Source organism: Parapedobacter lycopersici, assembly GCF_024643285.1.
GTDB lineage: Bacteria > Bacteroidota > Bacteroidia > Sphingobacteriales > Sphingobacteriaceae > Parapedobacter > Parapedobacter lycopersici.
The window spans coordinates 199,601-217,708 of record NZ_JAMSLW010000004.1 but is presented as its reverse complement, the minus strand read 5'-3'; the positions used below and the strand labels follow the sequence as shown (position 1 = coordinate 217,708).

14 protein-coding genes and 1 riboswitch are annotated in these 18,108 nt (G+C 46.6%); of the genes, 7 read left to right on the top strand and 7 right to left on the bottom strand.

Annotation, left to right across the window (positions count from 1 at the left end; all coding sequences use genetic code 11):
• Nucleotides 1-153: 153 nt before the first annotated feature.
• The 6 genes from NEV57_RS10160 to NEV57_RS10135 all read left to right on the top strand — a co-directional run bounded on the left by NEV57_RS10160 (nucleotide 154) and on the right by NEV57_RS10135 (nucleotide 8,624).
• Nucleotides 154-3,414 carry a TonB-dependent receptor gene (locus tag NEV57_RS10160; RefSeq protein WP_257658215.1) on the top strand — a complete coding sequence of 1,087 codons (3,261 nt, stop codon included), beginning with the start codon at nucleotides 154-156 and terminating at the stop codon, nucleotides 3,412-3,414.
• A 17-nt stretch (nucleotides 3,415-3,431) separates the two neighbouring features.
• The gene (locus tag NEV57_RS10155) at nucleotides 3,432-5,048 is read left to right on the top strand and encodes a RagB/SusD family nutrient uptake outer membrane protein (RefSeq protein ID WP_257658214.1); all 1,617 of its coding nucleotides are present in this window, start codon (nucleotides 3,432-3,434) and stop codon (nucleotides 5,046-5,048) included.
• A 21-nt stretch (nucleotides 5,049-5,069) separates the two neighbouring features.
• Nucleotides 5,070-5,696, top strand: a complete 627-nt coding sequence (locus tag NEV57_RS10150) for a NanQ anomerase/TabA/YiaL family protein (RefSeq protein ID WP_257658213.1) — start codon at nucleotides 5,070-5,072, stop codon at nucleotides 5,694-5,696.
• Nucleotides 5,697-5,753: 57 nt separating this feature from the next.
• Entirely contained in the window at nucleotides 5,754-6,689 is a 936-nt protein-coding gene (locus NEV57_RS10145) for an RraA family protein (protein WP_257658212.1), read from the top strand.
• 168 nt (nucleotides 6,690-6,857) lie between these two features.
• Nucleotides 6,858-6,929: riboswitch (Fluoride riboswitch) on the top strand.
• A gap of 31 nt (nucleotides 6,930-6,960) precedes the next feature.
• Nucleotides 6,961-8,271, top strand: coding sequence for a voltage-gated chloride channel family protein (locus tag NEV57_RS10140; RefSeq protein ID WP_257658211.1), 1,311 nt, complete (start codon nucleotides 6,961-6,963; stop codon nucleotides 8,269-8,271).
• 149 nt (nucleotides 8,272-8,420) lie between these two features.
• Entirely contained in the window at nucleotides 8,421-8,624 is a 204-nt protein-coding gene (locus NEV57_RS10135) for a dodecin family protein (protein ID WP_257658210.1), read from the top strand.
• Nucleotides 8,625-8,673: 49 nt separating this feature from the next.
• On the opposite strand, the gene NEV57_RS10130 is transcribed toward NEV57_RS10135, so the two are convergent.
• The 3 genes from NEV57_RS10130 to NEV57_RS10120 all read right to left on the bottom strand — a co-directional run bounded on the left by NEV57_RS10130 (nucleotide 8,674) and on the right by NEV57_RS10120 (nucleotide 11,865).
• A complete protein-coding gene (locus tag NEV57_RS10130; RefSeq protein ID WP_257658209.1) occupies nucleotides 8,674-9,444 on the bottom strand; it encodes a carboxypeptidase-like regulatory domain-containing protein in 771 nt (256 codons plus the stop codon).
• An 85-nt stretch (nucleotides 9,445-9,529) separates the two neighbouring features.
• Complete coding sequence (locus NEV57_RS10125) at nucleotides 9,530-11,452, bottom strand: M1 family metallopeptidase (RefSeq protein WP_257658208.1); 1,923 nt, start codon at nucleotides 11,450-11,452, stop codon at nucleotides 9,530-9,532.
• 68 nt (nucleotides 11,453-11,520) lie between these two features.
• Nucleotides 11,521-11,865 (bottom strand): ArsC family reductase, encoded by a 345-nt coding sequence (locus tag NEV57_RS10120; RefSeq protein ID WP_257658207.1) that lies wholly within the window; start codon nucleotides 11,863-11,865, stop codon nucleotides 11,521-11,523.
• Between the two features lie 161 nt (nucleotides 11,866-12,026).
• On the opposite strand from NEV57_RS10120, the gene NEV57_RS10115 reads away from it, so the two are divergent.
• A complete protein-coding gene (locus tag NEV57_RS10115) occupies nucleotides 12,027-13,871 on the top strand; it encodes a DNA polymerase III subunit gamma/tau (protein WP_257658206.1) in 1,845 nt (614 codons plus the stop codon).
• A gap of 13 nt (nucleotides 13,872-13,884) precedes the next feature.
• On the opposite strand, the gene NEV57_RS10110 is transcribed toward NEV57_RS10115, so the two are convergent.
• From NEV57_RS10110 to NEV57_RS10095, 4 genes are all read right to left on the bottom strand, one after another.
• Nucleotides 13,885-15,627 carry an ABC transporter ATP-binding protein gene (locus tag NEV57_RS10110; protein WP_257658205.1) on the bottom strand — a complete coding sequence of 581 codons (1,743 nt, stop codon included), beginning with the start codon at nucleotides 15,625-15,627 and terminating at the stop codon, nucleotides 13,885-13,887.
• Nucleotides 15,628-15,639: 12 nt separating this feature from the next.
• On the bottom strand, nucleotides 15,640-16,383 hold the full coding sequence (locus NEV57_RS10105; protein ID WP_257658204.1) for an LOG family protein: 744 nt from the start codon (nucleotides 16,381-16,383) through the stop codon (nucleotides 15,640-15,642).
• 5 nt (nucleotides 16,384-16,388) lie between these two features.
• Nucleotides 16,389-17,225: a restriction endonuclease gene (locus tag NEV57_RS10100; RefSeq protein WP_257658203.1), complete on the bottom strand. Its 837-nt coding sequence runs from the start codon at nucleotides 17,223-17,225 to the stop codon at nucleotides 16,389-16,391.
• Between the two features lie 84 nt (nucleotides 17,226-17,309).
• The gene (locus NEV57_RS10095) at nucleotides 17,310-18,059 is read right to left on the bottom strand and encodes an HAD family hydrolase (protein ID WP_257658202.1); all 750 of its coding nucleotides are present in this window, start codon (nucleotides 18,057-18,059) and stop codon (nucleotides 17,310-17,312) included.
• Nucleotides 18,060-18,108 lie beyond the last annotated feature (49 nt).

Here is an 18,108-nt window from a genome sequence, read left to right as displayed (position 1 = left end):
GAAACGATCAGTGCCTTACAATAAATAAAGCCGGATACGCAGCCACGTATCCGGTATGATTAAGGCAAAATTCCGCAATGATAAGTAACAGATTAATCACCTTAAAACAATACAAATATAATGAATTTAAGCACATTGAAATGGCTTTTGATCATGAAGCTTACAACTGTTTTATTAGTGGCGGTCAACCTTCATGTCTCGGCCGCTGCTTTTTCCCAGGACATTGTCTTAACTGAAAAAAACGTGTCTTTAGGGGCCGTGCTGCAAAAAATCAGACTCCAGAGCGGTTATCAATTACTTTACAACGCCGATTTATTACGTGAGATGGCCAATCCGGTGACCATCGAAATAAAAGGTGCTTCAGTAGAGGAAGCGCTGCGACAGGCACTAAAAAATCAACCTTTTAATTACGAGTTGAGCGACCGTACCATACTTATTCGTCCGAAGTGGAGTACTATACATCCCAAACCAACGTTTATGGTGCCGGTTCAAGTACAGGTTAGCGGAACAATTACAAACGAAAGCAATATACCTATTACCGGTGCTACAGTTACGTTAAAAGGGACAACCCATAGTACACTGACAAATGAGCGGGGTGAATTTACTATTGACGCAGCACCTGATGGTGTTTTAGAAATCAGTTATATTGGTTTTATTTCACAGGAAGTCAGTATCAATAATCAACTTGTCATTAATGTCCAGCTTAGTGCAGATCAACGGGCATTAGAAGAGGTTGTGGTCGTTGGATACGGAACACAAAAGCGGAAGGATTTAACTGGTGCAGTAAGTTCTGTTTCGGCAGAGGATTTTGCAGACATGCCTGTTGCAAATGTTAGTCAGGCACTGAGCGGTCGAGTAGCCGGATTGGATATTGTTTCTTCCGGTGGGGATCCCGGTAGCGAATCTGCCATTTTGCTTCGCGGAACCCGCTCATTTACCGCTTCAAATGATCCCTTGATTATTGTGGATGGGATGCCCTTTTATGGAACCATTAACGACATTAATCCTTATGATATCAAGAGCGTCGACGTGTTAAAGGATGCCTCATCAACGGCGATTTATGGTTCAAGAGGTTCAAATGGGGTAATTATGATCACCACAAAGCGGGGTGAATCAGGCAAACCACGGTTCCTGATAGAAAGTTACGCCGGGGCGCAATTCCGCTACGGAAGAATGCCTTATGCTGACGCAACTCAATATGCAGACTGGGCCCGGGAAGCATTTCGTGCTTCGGGAGGCTATCCGGACCCCGGTGTTAACCCCAAATATGATGACGCTGTTTTTGATGCAATTGAATTGGAAACGTTAAAATCAGGTGGGCCGGGGCTTGATTACCAAGATTTACTGTTACAAAATGGACATCAGCAGAAGCACCAGTTATCGATTATGGGTGGGAGTGAAGCGGTGAAATATAATTTTGCGGCGAATTATTTTAATGAGGAGGGGATTTTGCCAGACGATATTTTTAATCGCATCAGTATGCGAACGAATCTGGACTTTACACTTTCGCCAATTATCACCGCGGGCACATCGATCCAGCTGAACTACAGTATAAACTCCAACAAAACGGATCCCCGCGCATTGACTTATTATGCCGTTAATGGCAGCCCGTTAGGTCAGGTATACAATGAGGACGGATCCCCGAGATTCGCACTTACCACCGATGGTTTTGAAATAAACCCATTAGCCGATTACTTGTTTGATTCTTATCGGTATGATAATAAACGTTGGGACGCATTTGTAAATGCCTATGGAGAAGCGAAAATTCTACCGGAATTAACATACCGTTTGAGTGTGGGAACGAATTTCAGGTTAGCAACGGAGAAAGAATCGGCAGGTTATTATTCGATTATGCGAAACCTTGGATTACCGACTGCAAATATAGACAACGCGATTAATAACTTTAAGTTGTACGAAAGTATTCTTACGTACAATAAAACGTTTAACGAAGACCATCAATTAACCGTGACGGGCGTCCATGGTTTTCAGGCCACACATACAGAAACCAGTGGTGCAGGTGTGACCGACGTGCCTTATGAGCCTTCTAGATATCATAATATTGGAAGTGCAAATGTCGTGAATGAGGTGAGCTCCAGTTTATCGGAGTGGACCCTACTCTCTTATGCCGCACGTATATTCTATGGCTATAAAAGCAAATACTTATTAACGCTTTCCATGCGTGCTGATGGCGCTTCCCAATTTGCTGACAATCATAAATGGGGATACTTTCCGTCTATCGCTTTTGCCTACAATATCTCCGAAGAGCCTTTTATGGCCGGTTTTCAGGATTGGCTTTCCAACCTGAAACTGAGGCTCTCTTATGGCGTTACCGGCAATCAGGCCATTAATCCTTATCAGACACAGGGAAGTCTGGAAAGAACGACCTATTCCTGGAACGAAAATGCGGGATTTGGCTATCGACCTGCGGCTTTGGCAAACAAAAACCTCAAATGGGAAAGCACAGCAGTTTACAATGTTGGTGTTGATTTCGGACTATGGGCCGGAAGAGTCAGCGGTAACGTCGAAGTATATCATACCAATACCTACGATTTGCTCATGTTTCGGAAACTACCCATTACATCTGGCTACGACCAAGTGCTGGAAAATGTGGGTAGCACAACGAACAAAGGTTTTGAAGTAGGGCTTCGTACCGTTAACATCACCCGCCCGGATTTCAAATGGAATACAAATTTCACATTGTATACCAATAGATCCAGAATCACTGAACTGTACAATGGTAAGATAGATGATATTGGAAATGGCTGGTTTATCGGACATCCGATAAATGTCTATTACGATTACCAAAAGATCGGCATCTGGCAGCTGGATGAAGCAACAGACGCTGCGAGCTATGGACGTGTTCCGGGACAAATAAAAGTATTGGATTTAAATGATGATGGCAATATATCGGCTGCAGATCGTATGATCTTAGGCGATCGTGAACCTGATTTTGTGGCCAATATGACCAACCAGTTCTCTTATAAAAACTGGGATTTTTCGGTAACTGCTTATATCCGGTGGGGTGGAATGACCGCTGTCGGCGCTTTCGCCCCCTATTCCAAGAAGCGATACAATAAATTCGTCTTTGATTATTGGACACCGGATAATCCAACGAATGCATACCCCCGCCCAAACCAATTGTATGAAGGTGGCGGTCTTGATGGTAGCACACTGACTTACCGGGACGCCACTTACATCACAATCCCGCAGGTGTCACTGGGCTATTCGATTCCGCGATCGGCACTTGACCAACTGCACCTATCCAATGCGAGAATATATCTTTCAGCAATGAATTTGTTTTATTGGACGAAATCAGAGGTGCGGAAATTTAATATGAAACCCGATTGGGCGGAAGACACCTTAACATATCCTGCGGTCAGAACGGTGGTTGCAGGGGTCAACATTGGCTTTTAATTTTTCAACATTGAACCATGAAAACGATATTAAATACATTATTAATCGCTTTAGCTAACCTGCTCTTACTCCAGGGGTGTACCAACCAGCTTGATGAAGAAAATATCAATGAACCCACAGCGGATACCTACTATAATACGGCAACAGGGTTTAGCGATTTAATTAATGCGTGTTATACACAGACACGCTCGCAAATGAATGGGGGTGGATTGGCACCGATGTTATATGGCACGGATTTATGGACGAGCGCATCTGATGTGGAGGCGAACGAGTTCAATACATATTCTCCTGCTCTTCAAGCAAGTAATAATATCCTATATAATTTATGGGAAGGCTATTACATCGGGATTTCCGCATGCAATACGGCAATTTCCCGTGCATCGGGCGTGAATGGTTTAACGGAAAGCGAACTAAATGCAAAATTAGGTGAAGCTTACTTCCTGCGAGCCTGGTACTACCATATCCTAGTTATGCATTTTGGTGATTTGCCCATGCCTCTCGAAGAGATAAAAGAAGTGACTACTACCGCGACCCGAATACCGCAAAGCCAGGTGTATGATCAAATTGTAGCCGATTTACTCAAGGCAGCAGACTTACTTCCGCCCACACAGTCGGATTGGGGACGTGCAGCTAAACCCGCAGCGGAGGCGTTGTTGGCAAGAGTTTACCTCACACTTGGACGCGACGAGGATGCGGCAGCATATGCGATGAAAGTCATTGATGGCTACGGATTCGATTTAGTGCAGGATTATGCTGAACTGTGGGATCCGAATATTCCCACGAATATGGAGACAATTTGGTCGATTCAATTCTCACAAAACAACCGACTAAATGGGCCGAATACTTCAATTTACCTTTATTTTACACCCCGTTATGACCTTCAGCCGGGGATGACCCGTAGCTTGATCTATGATCGGCCTTATCCACGATATATGGCTACCCGCTTTTACCTTGATTTGATGCAGGCGAATCGGGATAATGATTCGCGCTATGATAAAAGCTGGCGGGATACGTATTTGGCAAATTACACACCTACTTTGCCTCAGGGAATGAATATCGGTGATACGGCGTTTGTAATCCTCCCATATGCGGTGCCTGACGAGTACAAGGCATCCAAACCTTATAAAGTGATGGACATCCGTGACTATTATGACGGTGAAAATCCGGTAGGGGCACTTCAAATATATCCGAAGTTAAATAAGTGGAACGACCCCAATCGTGAATCGATCAATGCAAATAGCGGGACGAGAAGTGTTATCGAAATCCGTTTGGCTGAAATGTACCTCATTGCGGCGGAGGCGTTGATGAAACTAAATAGATCAGCCGAGGGGGTCAAGTATATTAATCGGGTAAGGGAAAGAGCTGCTTGGCCCGGTAAGGAAGAACAGATGAAGATTACTGCCAGCCAGTTAGACCTTGATTTTATCCTGAATGAACGGGCATTGGAACTGGGGGGTGAAAGGTTGAGATGGGCTGATTTAAAGCGTACGGGAAAACTTATCGAACGGGTGAAGCTATATAATCCCGCCGGTCGCAATAATATCCGAGAGAAGTTCCTATTGCGACCGATCCCAAGCAATATGATCGACCGACTTACGAATAAAGATGAATTTCCGCAAAACCCGGAATTCTAACGTATTTATAGGAAAATTGCTATGAAAAAAACAGCTGCCTTAAAGATAAGGATGACTATAATCGCTATGATATTGACGTGCGCCAGTGCTTTTGCACAATCAGCCAGGGTTGAATTGGGGGAGCAGGATGTTACCACGTGGTACGAAACATACCAATGGTTAAATGGACTGAAACTTACCCCGCATTTATCCATTAATCGTCAGGAGTTTAGTAGCCAGTATCATCAGCATCCGGAATGGTGGGATAAAGCATTTGAATTCTTGAAAAATGAAGATCTTATTGCACTTGCACCTGGAAGATATGTCATTGTTCCTGATCATGTTATCGCCTTCGTTGCTGATGGACCGGCAAAAGAAAGGGGGGAGGTTAATTGGGAAACGCATGCTAATTTCAATGACTTACAGTACATAATCACTGGAAAAACGTTCATGGGGATCACCTCAGTAAACAACCCTTACGCTAGCGTGGCAACTCCTTATAATGACAGACAGGATACGAAAACGTATGTTGTTGATGGGGGCGACTATTATGAGGCTGGACCGGGAACGTTTTTTATCTTTTCACCTAAGGATATCCATCGCCCTGCTTTTAAAGCCGATGGGTACGATACGGTAAAAAAAATATTAATCAAGATAAGGGTACCATGAGCGTCATGGTGCTATCCTATTATTGTTAAATCCATTCATTTATTAAATCATATAACGATGAATAATTTCATTTTAGTTTTTTGTTTCTTATTGTTATCGGCCAATGCATTTGGTCAGCGTCCGAGTGTTGGTACATCTCCGGAATACGTTCAGTCGTTAACTGCACAATGGCGAGGTGAGCGCTTCCCCGATGGACGTCCCCATGTTCCGGATGCAATGTTGAAACGATTGGAACATTGCACGTTGGAGCAGATCTGGGGATACCTTGGGGGCCGCGGCTACCATCATCAGGTAGCAAAAGATTGGCAAATGCTGAATCCGGGAGAAACAATGGTCGGTCGGGTTGTTACTGCCCGTTTTATGCCTGCGCGCCCTGACCTTGATAGTTTGGTAAAGGTTGCAGGCCAGAAGGAGGGGCTTTCACAGAGCGGAGGGAATAACATTTGGCCGATTGACATATTGACCAAAGGGGATGTTTACGTAGCAGATGGATTCGGGAAAGTGAAAGACGGTACACTAATCGGTTCGAGTTTGGGAAATGCAATTTACGGAAAAACAGGTAAGGGCGTAGTCTTTGACGGCTCAATTCGTGATATGCAGGAGCTGAAGGAAACAGCAGGGTTCAATGCCTGGATTAAAGGCCACGACCCATCATACATTCGCGATATGACACCCATATCAATTAATGCACCCATTCGGGTTGAAGGAGTTACCGTGTTTCCAGGAGATGTGGTGTTTGCAAATGACTATGGGGTAGTCTTTATTCCTGCACATTTAGTTGGGGGATTGGTGGCGTCATCAGAGATGACGGCCTTGCGGGATGAATTTGAGCGTTATTTGCTGCGCCAGTCAAAATATCCATCGGGAGAGATCCACGGGAAATGGAGCGAGCAGATCAAGGGTGAATTCCGCGCTTGGTTTGACCAATACCCTGAAGAACTAACTGTCACGAAAGAAGATATCGAGAAATACCTTAGTCGCTGGGAGGATTAATATCGTTAGTTCCATAACGGCAGTAAACCGTGACGTAATGCATTCATGTCGCTGTTTACTGCCGTTAAAATGCCAAAGTAACGGTGCGTCGCCAAATGTGGATTTCCTCTACATATATGAAAAAGCAACCGGCTTATTGCCTAATCACATTTTATTTTTACTTTTACGCCAGTAAAAGGAAATGGTGTTCTTCCTTACCCAACCGCTCCCCTAGTGGATGCTGATGACGCCTGGTTAAGTGGATAAACAAGCACGTTTAATCAGGACGGATATGCAAAAAAAAAATCAGCGGAAATCTTTCGCCAGGGGAATCAAAATCCATATCAGCGTTTTTTTTAGGAGACATCCCGTCGTGCCCTATATTGCTAGGTGGCTGGCTATTAGTTCTGTAATCGGTATCTGCGTGGGCAGTGTGTCAGCAGGTTTCCTGTTTTCGCTTGAATGGGCAACTGCTACCAGGGAAAGCCACCTGTGGCTGATTACATTACTGCCCCTTTGTGGCCTGGCCATCGGGCTGCTCTATCATTACCTGGGCAGGAACGTTGAGGCGGGAAATAACCTGCTTATTGATGCCATTCACCGGCCAGGGGATACCATCCCGTTCAAAATGGCTCCACTGGTATACATCGGTACTATCGCAACGCATCTTTTCGGTGGATCGGCCGGCCGCGAAGGGACGGCCCTTCAAATGGCCGGAGCTATAGCTGACCAGTTCAGCAGGCCCTTCAGGCTGACTGTCAACGAAAGAAAGATACTCATTATCTCAGCAGTAGCAGCAGGTTTCGGATCCGTATTCGGCACGCCGCTGGCCGGTGCGGTTTTCGGTATGGAGGTTTTTTTAATTGGCCGAATTAAGTACGATGCTATTTTTCCGGCCTTTGCATCCGCCATTCTTGCCGACTCGGTGGCGAAGATGTGGAATGCGCCACATACGCATTATGCGATCGGCGGTATTCCCGATATAGCGTTCCAGCACGTCCTCTATGCCATCATAGCAGGTGTTGCATTTGGGGTATGTGCAGCGTTGTTCAGCAGGGCGATGCACAGCGTGAGTTCCGCCTTCAAAACATGGATTGGCTTTCTGCCGCTGCGCTCGCTCGTCGGGGGAGTGATCGTTGCCCTCGCTGTTTTGGCTGTGGGTACCACGAAGTACATTGGGTTAGGCATCCCTACCATTGTGGCATCGTTCGAACAACAGTTACCTGTGTATGATTTCGTATTGAAGATGGTATTTACCATCGTTACACTGGCAGCTGGTTTCAAAGGCGGCGAAGTAACACCCCTGTTTTTCATCGGTGCCGCATTAGGTAATGCGTTATCAATTTTTATCCCATTGCCGATGGGACTGTTAGCGGGTATGGGGTTTGTAGCGGTGTTCGCAGGAGCTACCAACACACCGCTTGCCTGCATGCTTATGGGCATTGAGCTTTTTGGTGTAGAATGCGGTATTTATGTTGCAATCGCCTGTATCGTATCCTATTTATTATCCGGACACTATAGCATTTATACCCGGCAAATGATTGGGGAGCCGAAGCATAGCCGATTTACCCATTACATCGGCAAGCGGCTAAGTGAGCTTTAATATTCGGCCGCCTCGGTATATAAACTGGAATTTCGAAGGGAGATTTCCCAACCTTTGGGAAATTTTTAAAACCAATTACTTGATCACTTGTCTTTATACTGATGGAACCCAAGGTGGGTTTGTATGGCTAATTTTTAAACGTAATGATTATGGCTATTGTAAAAGTAATTGAAGTGATTGCTTCATCCGACACAAGTTTTGACGATGCGGTGCGAAATGCAGTAAGAGAGGTGTCCAACACAGTTGATCATATCGATTCGGTATTCGTAAAGGACTTTAAAGTCCATGTAAAAAACGGAGAGATCGCCTCTTACGGCGCCATCTGTAAAGTCTCTTTTCGGGTAGAGCGTTGAAACAGGTTGTTGTCAGTTATTAAGCCATATTGCAACTCCAGCGAGTTCATTATTGATCTTCCGTAGGTGCTTTAATTTCAGAAAGCTCTGCCGGCGTTAACTTTTTAAAGGCGGCATAAGTGTCCATGATGTAAAGCCGGAGCGCTTCGTCGTTTGCCGAAGAAATAAAATCGACCGTCGGCCGGTACTTGGTCATGTATAATCCAAGCTGCTGCCCGGATAATGGCGTAAGAGAGGTTATGAGTTGCGGGGTGAACCGGCTGTCGATTTTTCTTCTTTCCTGTTCGGCGAGCAGCAGTTCGTAGCGCTGACGAGCCTGTTTACCCCGTTGTCCAAACCAACGGGATGGTGAAATCCGTATCCCGCCGCGATGTTGGGAGGCCTCGGCGATCTGCCCTTCCCGTTTCGCACGTTCAATCTCAGTTGCCAGCTGGTTGTCGGACAGCGCCTCGATTCGTACTTCATCAATCAGGATTGCGCTTCCATCAGGCGTCAGGTATACCCGTTTTAAGTCGAATTCAATGATCACCAAGGTATCGGTACGGTATCCCGGGTATTCGAAGCGCAGCCGTTCATTTTTGCTTGCCTTGATGCTGAAATTTCCTTTTTCATCACTTTCGGTGGCCGTTCCGGTATTGATATTTGTAATTTCCACATATTGCAGCGGTTCACCGCTATCCAGTTTAAGGACAATGCCGTTCAGGGTATTGTTCGTTTGCTGTGCCACCCCGGTATCCGGTAGTAGCAGGGTTACAGCCAGTATCAGCTGCATCAGGATCAGCCGGCCGATGGTAACTGGGATTTTTGGATTTTGTGGCATCTTACACAAGTAACGGTACAGTTTCGTTTTTGTTTCATGCTGCCGGTTATCTATGTAAAGGGGGGAACCGGCAGCGGAGCTTCGTTTATTTGGCCTGCCAGCGATTGTTTGCCGGATTGTGGTCGGGGTACACTTTGTCCGGATCGAGTTGTATCGCGACAACCGCTTCTGTTGACGGGTACCGGAATGTCCAGGACGTATTACGTTCCCATATTTCTACCGGTAGTTTCACGCGGTGTGTCTCACCGTTTTGGGTCGTGATATCCAGTACTACTGGCATTGGCATTTTTTCGAGGTTATCAATGGTAATGATTACACCATTGGCCGGATTCCCATCCAGGTACGCAACTTCTCGGATTCCCTGGTCGAACCGCCAGTTATGCTGAAACCAACCACGCCAGAACCAGTTGAGGTTTTCCCCTGCAACGTTTTCGATCGTCCTGAAAAAATCATCCGGAGTCGGGTGTTTGTATGCCCAGTATTGCAGGTAGGTTTTAAACGCCCGATCGAATCGTTCGGGACCGAGGATTTCGTTGCGCAGTAACGTAAGTCCATAACCTGGCTTTCGATAGGCCAGGGTGCCAATATTGCGTTCCTGCATGCTTTGGGGTGTGCTCATAATGGGCTCAAGATCCGGCCGGGTGTATATCAGCGCTAAACGATTGGCATCGCCCATGGGGCGGTTATATTCACCACCATTGAATGCCTCGGTGGATAATGTGTTTATGAATGTATTGAATCCTTCATCCATCCACGCGTGAAACCTTTCGTTGCTTCCGACAATCATCGGAAACCAGATATGGCCAAACTCATGATCTGTTACGCCCCAAAGCGACGCACCTTTAGCTTTGTAACCGCAGAATACGATGGCGGGGTATTCCATGCCACCCACATCAGCGGCTACGTTGATGGCTACCGGATAGGGGTATTCCATCAGCATTTTGGAATAAAATTCGATGGACGCTTTTGTATATTCTGTGGATCGCTCCCAGGCATTTCCTCCATTACTTTCAACCGGATATGCCGACATCGCCAATGCGGTCTTCCCGCTCTCCAGGTTTATCTTGGCCGCGTCGAGGATAAACGCTGCGGATGAGGCCCAAGCAACATCATGTGCTTTTTCGAGCCTGAACTTCCAGGTCAACTCCTGCTTTCCCTGCGGACGCGAATCGGGTTTGATAACCTCTTCGGCCGATCGAATAAGCACGGTTTTGTCACTTTGCCGGGCGCGTTCCAGTCGCTCCAGCTGTGTCGGGGTGTATACTTCTTCGGGATTGAGGAGTTCGCCACCTAAGACGACGATGTGGTTTGCCGGAGCGGTAATGTCCACTTCATAATTGCCATATTCCAGGTAAAACTCACCGGGCCCGGTATAAGGCTGTACATTCCAGCCCAGTACATCGTCATATACAGCTACACGGGGGAACCATTGGGCAATAGCGAATATATTGCCGTTCTGTGTTTCCAGAATACCGGTCCGGTCGGCGCCATGCATAGGGACGGTATAAGCGTATTCGATACGGATGGTCGTTTTTCCACCATCGGCTGCAAGCGGCTCAGGCAAGAAAACCTGCATGCGGGTGTCATTAATGAGGTGTTTGGCCGCGGTGCCGTTTCCCAACTGCACCGAGTTGATGGCATATCCGCCATCGAAATCAGACATGGAGTCGCCGTATCGGCTATTGGTCAGCGGCACAATCTGCTGGCCCCGGCCCTGTTGTGAAAACATGTTTTGGTCCAACTGAAACCAGACAAAGTCTAATTTATCCGGACTATTATTGGTGTATTCAACGGTGATACTACCGGTTATTTCATGTGTTTGCTCATTCAGCCGTGCCGAAATTTTATAGTCTGCTGTATTTTGCCAATACGCAGGTCCGGGCTGGCCGCTTGCAGACCGGTATGGATTACCGTTCTGTGTGTAGAAAAATGGATCAAACGCTTCTGTATAATTGTACTTGCTGTTTGTTTGCTGTGATTTCACCTCATGGGGAACAACCCAAGCCATTGTGCAAATTAGGCCTACTAAAAGTGATTGCTTCATTTTGTAAGAGTTTATCGACTAACTTCGTCTGGTTATTTCAGTTTGTTCCGGTATTCTGCTTCGTCAAACCCCAGGATAATGCCGTTGGGGCTTTCGATAACCGGTCGTTTGATAACACTGGTTTTTGCTTGCATGAGCGCATTAGCGGATGGTGCATCCACTACCACCTGTTGTTCAACAGGAGAAAGCTGGCGCCATGTGGTGCCGCGTTTATTGACCAGAGCCTCCCACCCGGTTTGCTTTTCCCAGGCTTCCAGCTTTTCCCTGGACACGCCCTCTTTCTTAAAATCATGGAACGTAAAGGGAATGCCTTCATCCTCCAGCCAGGTAAGTGCTTTTTTTACTGTGTTGCAATTTTTGATTCCGTAAACATGCATAAATGTACTCTTAGGTAAGCAAACTTAAAATAAATAAAGTAATTCGGGTGTATTATCCAAAAAAATTGGTGTTTTTATGACGATGGGATACCCGGAGGGGTGCGTGGTTAAGTGCCGAAATCAGAAGTAAGAATATCACAAAAATCCCTATCTTCGTACCGATGGATAATTTTATTGTTTCGGCCCGAAAATACCGTCCAGTTACCTTTGATAGTGTAGTTGGCCAGCGACATATCACCGGTACGCTTAAAAATGCCATTAAAAATAAACAGCTTGCGCAGGCTTTTTTATTTTGTGGACCGCGGGGGGTAGGAAAGACTACCTGTGCCCGTATTTTAGCCAAAACAATCAACTGCGAACATTTTACGGCGGATGTAGAAGCGTGCGGACAGTGTAACAGCTGCAACGCATTCCAAAATGGTAATTCATTCAGCATTCATGAGCTGGATGCGGCGTCCAATAACTCGGTAGACGATATCCGGAGCCTGATTGATCAGGTGCGCATACCACCGCAGACCGGTAAATACAAGATCTACATCATTGATGAGGTGCACATGCTGTCGCAGCAGGCGTTTAATGCATTTTTGAAGACATTGGAAGAACCGCCATCCTATGCTATATTTATTTTGGCTACCACGGAAAAGCATAAAATCCTTCCGACGATTCTTTCCCGTTGTCAGATCTTTGATTTTAACCGTATTAAGGTGGATGATATGGCGCAGCATCTTGCCGCCATTGCGCAACAGGAAGGTGTATCCTATGACGACGACGCGTTGCATATTATCGCTCAGAAGGCAGACGGTGGCCTGCGCGACGCACTGTCGATGTTTGATCAGATTGTTAGTTTTTCCAATAAGGCGCTAACTTACCAGGCTGTTATCGATAACCTGAATATACTCGACTACGATTATTATTTTAAGGTAACAGATGCCATTATCCAGGAAGATGCTGCGGTAGCACTGCTTGCTCTTGATGAGATTTTAGCACATGGTTTTGATGGCGGCCATTTTATCAGCGGCCTTGCCTCGCACCTCCGTAATCTACTGGTTGTTAAAGAACCGGCGACAATCAAACTACTGGAAACCAGCGATACCATTAAGCAGCGGTACCTGCAACAGGCGCAACAGGTGTCGGCAGGTGTGTTGCTGTCTGCACTGAATATAGGCAATCAATGTGAGATTAATTACCGCACGACGAAAAACCAGCGCCTGCAGGTGGAACTTGCATTATTGAAAATGTGCCATATTGCTTCGGCGATCCAGCTTGCACAGCATCAGCCGGCACCGTCTGCGACAGTGCCAGCTGAAAAAAAAAAGCCTGATTCCCGCGTCACCGTTACTCCCCCACAAGATAACGGAGCGGATAAGCCCGTGACGGTTGTTCCGCCGGGCCGAGCGGAGTTACAACCAGACATATCGACACCACCACCGGCAATCCAACAGGCGGTAGCGGTTGCCACAGCATCGGTTGATGCTGTGAAAGCACCGGATGCCGCCCATGTCGACCGGCCCAGCGGCGAAACAGGCTCGTGGGGAAACGTTAAATTAGGACATGTGATTCCGGATTTAAATCGGATGCTCGACCAGGCTGAGGCCGAGGCAACGGCAGCTGAGCCTGAATTGCGCCGTGGTGAACAGCGCGAATCATTTGGCTATGAGGAGCTGCTGCAACAATGGCATGCCTTTGCCGACCGGCTGAAAGCTGAAAATAAAATCAACCTGTTCACGTTAATGACGGCGAATGCGCCGAAACTGCTGCCGGATTACCGGATAGAGGTATTGGTAGAGAACCCCATTCAACAGGAATTGCTGTACACTTCAAAGATTGACATCCTCAATGAGTTGCGGGTAAAGCTGCGCAATTTTGCGATTGACCTGATTCCCGTGCAACTGGAGGGCGATGTCGTACGAAAGCCTTATACGGCTCAGGAGAAATATCAGGCGATGGCTGCCAAAAATCCCACGCTGGATTTATTGCGGCAAACATTTAATTTGGGATTGGAATAGGAATAGCCCTCTGCTACCTTCTTTCACCGATTTGTTGCCGCCACATGGCATAATATAGACCTTTTGAAGCAACTAACTCATCGTGGGTTCCGGTCTCCACAATCCTTCCTTTTTCGAGTACAATAATCCGATCGGCGTGCATAATGGTGGAGAGCCGGTGAGCAATCAATATGGTAATCTGTTCGCGTTCCCCGGATATTTTTCTTACAGTTTCGGTGATTGCCTCTTCCGTAAGCGAGTCAAGGGCGCTGGTAGCTTCATCAAAAATCAGTAGCTGGGGGTTTCTGATGAGTGCCCGTGCAATGGAGATCCGTTGTTTTTCGCCGCCGGAAAGTTTCAGTCCCCCTTCACCGAGCAGCGTATCGATATCCTTATTGCTTCGAGCCAATAGCTGATCGCAGTTCGCCTTGTATAAGGCCGACCGGATTTCTTCGTCGGTGGCATCCGGCTTCACGAAAAGCAGGTTTTCTTTAATGGTGCCAGCGAAGAGCTGGGTGTCCTGGGTAACAAAGCCGATCTGTCGGCGCATTTCATTAAACCGGATTTTTTCGGCAGAAATGCCATTAAACCGAATCTCGCCGGATACAGGACGATACAATCCCACTAATAATTTGACCAGCGTGGATTTGCCAGATCCCGACGGACCGACAAAAGCGATGGTCTCTCCGGTTTTTGCATAAAACGATATTTCGTCAATGGCGTTGTATGCGGCCGACTTATGCCGGAAAACCACCTGATCAAAGACCACTTCTTCCAGTGATCCAATCGGCACAGGATCTGCGGGTCGTTGCTCAATGGGCTTTTTCATGAGGTTGTCGAATAGCTGAATGGATGCCTCGGCTTCCCGGTATTGGACGATAATGTTGCCAATATCCTGCAAAGGCATAAAGATAGCCGTCGAAATAAACTGCATGGCGATCAATTCCCCCGGTGTGAGGATGTCTCGAAAGATCAGCCACAATAATGTGAAGAGAATCGATTGGCGCAGGAGATTCAATGTGGTGCCCTGGAGGAATGACAGGAAACGTACCCGGCGGGTCTTCTGCATTTCCAGCTCGTATATGGTTTGCGTATGACCACGCATCCGTCGTATTTCAGGAAATGTAAGTCCCAGGCTTTTTACCAATTCGATATTACGCAATGACTCCGTGATAATACCTGACATTTTCGTGGTTTCGCGGTTGATGCTGCGCTGTACGATTTTGATTTTTCGACTTAACATTCCTGTGATGGAACCGATGACGATAAACCCAATGAGAAAGATTGGAATCAGTGCCCAGTGTTTAGTCACCGCATACCAGATGAGGAACCCGAAACCTACGAGGGATGAAAATAGAATGTTGATGCCGGAGCTGATAAAGCGCTCTGTATCGGTACGTACTTTCTGCAATATGGCCAGTGTTTCGCCACTTCGCTGCTCTTCGTATTCCTGAAAAGATAATCGCAGCGTTTGTCGTAGGCCATCGTTGAAAATCTGCATCCCAAACCGCTGTGTGGCAAGCCGCATGACATAATCCTGAAAGGAGCGGCTGAGCCGTGCCAGCAGTGCAATGCCGATTGCGATGGATAGCCAGAATACGACACCACGGACTAACTCCTGTTCGCTCCGATTATGCATATTATTGGCATAATCATCAATGATTTTCCCGAAAATGAGCGGGTCGATCATCGTGAGTAGCTGGGCAATACCTGCCAGTAATAGCGCAAGATAAATGTGTTTGCGCTGTGGCTTCAGGTATTTCCATAGGATTTTCATTCCAGGCCGGTTTTAGGCTCTCTTTAGCTGTTTTTCACCCAATAACCAGGAAGCTCTGCGCGGTGGATTAAGCTTGATGCAAGGGTCGCCCTCAGCATGTTTCCGGATGTGATTGACGACTTCCTCGACAGAGTCCGTAAACAGCAACAGATCCATGTCCTCGGGGCTGATCGTTTTTTCATCCATCATCCGCTGGACGTGTGCAATGACATCCTGGTGGAATCCCACACCCATCACCACGATGGGGAACCGTTCAATTTTACCTGTCTGGATTAATGTCAGCGTTTCAAAGAATTCATCCAATGTGCCGAAACCACCGGGCAATACAATAAAAGCAAATGAATATTTGCGTAGCAGCTCCTTGCGCACAAAGAAATATTCCATCGTTACATAGCGGTCAAGGTATGGGTTGTGGGCCTGCTCATGTGGAAGCAGGATGTTACATCCAACCGAAAAGCCACCAGCTTCTTTTGCACCACGGTTAGCAGCTTCCATAATGCCCGGTCCGCCACCGGTCATTATTGCAAAACCAAGTTTAGAGACCTCCCTGGATACGCTTCGGGCCAATTCGTAGTACGGGTGATCTTCCTTAAAGCGGGCTGAGCCAAATACCGTGATACATGGCCCTATAAAATGTAAGGTACGGAATCCTTTTAAAAACTGCATCACTACACCGCCCACGTATTTAAGTTCTTTCCATCTGGCGCGGGCCCCCTGTAAAAAACTACGTTCCTCTTTATGAAATTTGTTGCTCATGTTTTTTATTGATTATGGTGGTTCACCAATTCGACTGCCTCCTGTAAAACCCGTTGCTGTTTGCGCGGGGTAAGATTCAATGCCTGAAGATAAGCGGGCTGACCAATAATATCTTTTACCAAGATACACCCTTTTTGCAGTAATAGTTCCTTTTCCGCTTTTGCAATGGTAGTGAGACAAGTCACGGGATATAACCCCGCATTATCTACCCGGCGCTTGATGCTGTTTTCAACAGGATAATCCCAGGATAACAAGTTGATGTTGTAATATGCTGCGAATTGAATGGAATCTGTGGTCATGTAGGCGTTGGTAACCAACCAACCCGCTGTGAATTGCCGTGTGTTGCCAAAGAAGGTAAAATCGATGCCCTGTAGATCTTTTACTCTTGAAAGAAAGTACATGGGGGTGGTTACGCTGATTTTTGCATCTACCGTATTACGGAATTTGCACTCAATCACCAGCATCTCCGTTTCATTTTGCGCCACCACATCGACTTCATGGCTTACGGCGTGCCCCTCCAGTAACTGTCCCGTAACGGTTTGGTATTGCGCATGCTCAAAAAGCCGTCCTATCCATTTTTCAAAGTAATAGCCGGCGGGGCCGAGGTCGCGCAGCGCTTTCTTTAGGCTGTATCGGGCTGCAAAGACATCGGCTTTGCTTTTTAACAGCCGAAAGGCCATTTTATAAAGCGACCGCGTAGACATCCCCTCATAGAGCGAGGGTTTTATGGATTCCCAGATTTCATTGACGACATCCGGTGTTGCACCTGATTTTGACAATGAGCCTTTTAAGCGATCGACATCGAACTCAACAAGCTCACCGGAATATTTTTTTACTTTCATGTGTATATGTCCTTTGGAATGGCAATATGCACATTTTTATTTTTATCGGCGGGCTTCCATGGGTGATAATGATAATGGGTATTGTCATTGCACCGCCAGCTGCGAATGCAGGGTGGATCCGGGTTGCGCATTCCAGGTTTCAAGTATGCCCGGCAGCTGGTCGATGTCGCCGATTTCAGCATCCGATATCTCCAGTTCATCAATGCCCCATTCCTCCCAGCCCATGACATTAAGCCATACGACTTTACACCCTGCCGCTTTGGAGGGTAGGATGTCCAAGTGGTACGAATCGCCCACAGCCACACATTCTTCCGGTAAATAACCCAAACGGTTGATTCCTTTTTGATAGCCCTCGGTAGGGAATTTCATGGAGGCACCGTCCGTTTCGATAATATCCGTAAAATACTGTTTGATATTGAATTCGGTAAGTACGGTATCCAGATTGCCATAAAAATTGGCAACCAGTACGATTGGAAAGGTATGGGACAACCTTTCCAATATGCTCTTCGTTTTTCTTAGTGTCCGAAGCGCCAGGTCATTGCACTCTGTAGCGATGGCGTATACATCGGTGTAATCCAGCTGGTAACCCTGTTTAGTTAAATAATGAAACTGCTGTGTAATTTTATGGACTAGGACGTCAAAAAATACATGGTTAGGCTGGATAATTTTTTCAGTGACCAGGACCGTTTCTGCATAAGTATAGGCACCGGTAAATGCTGGTTTCTCTAGACCGGTAATGTATTTATGAAACTTGTGCCACAGTATGGCACCCCAATGTTGCCCATTGGTATCCACAGTGCCTTCGTAGTTTAATAAGATTCCTTTTGTTTGCATGATGTTGAAATTAAAACATACCGGCGAAATGAGAAACAGACGTTTTGAC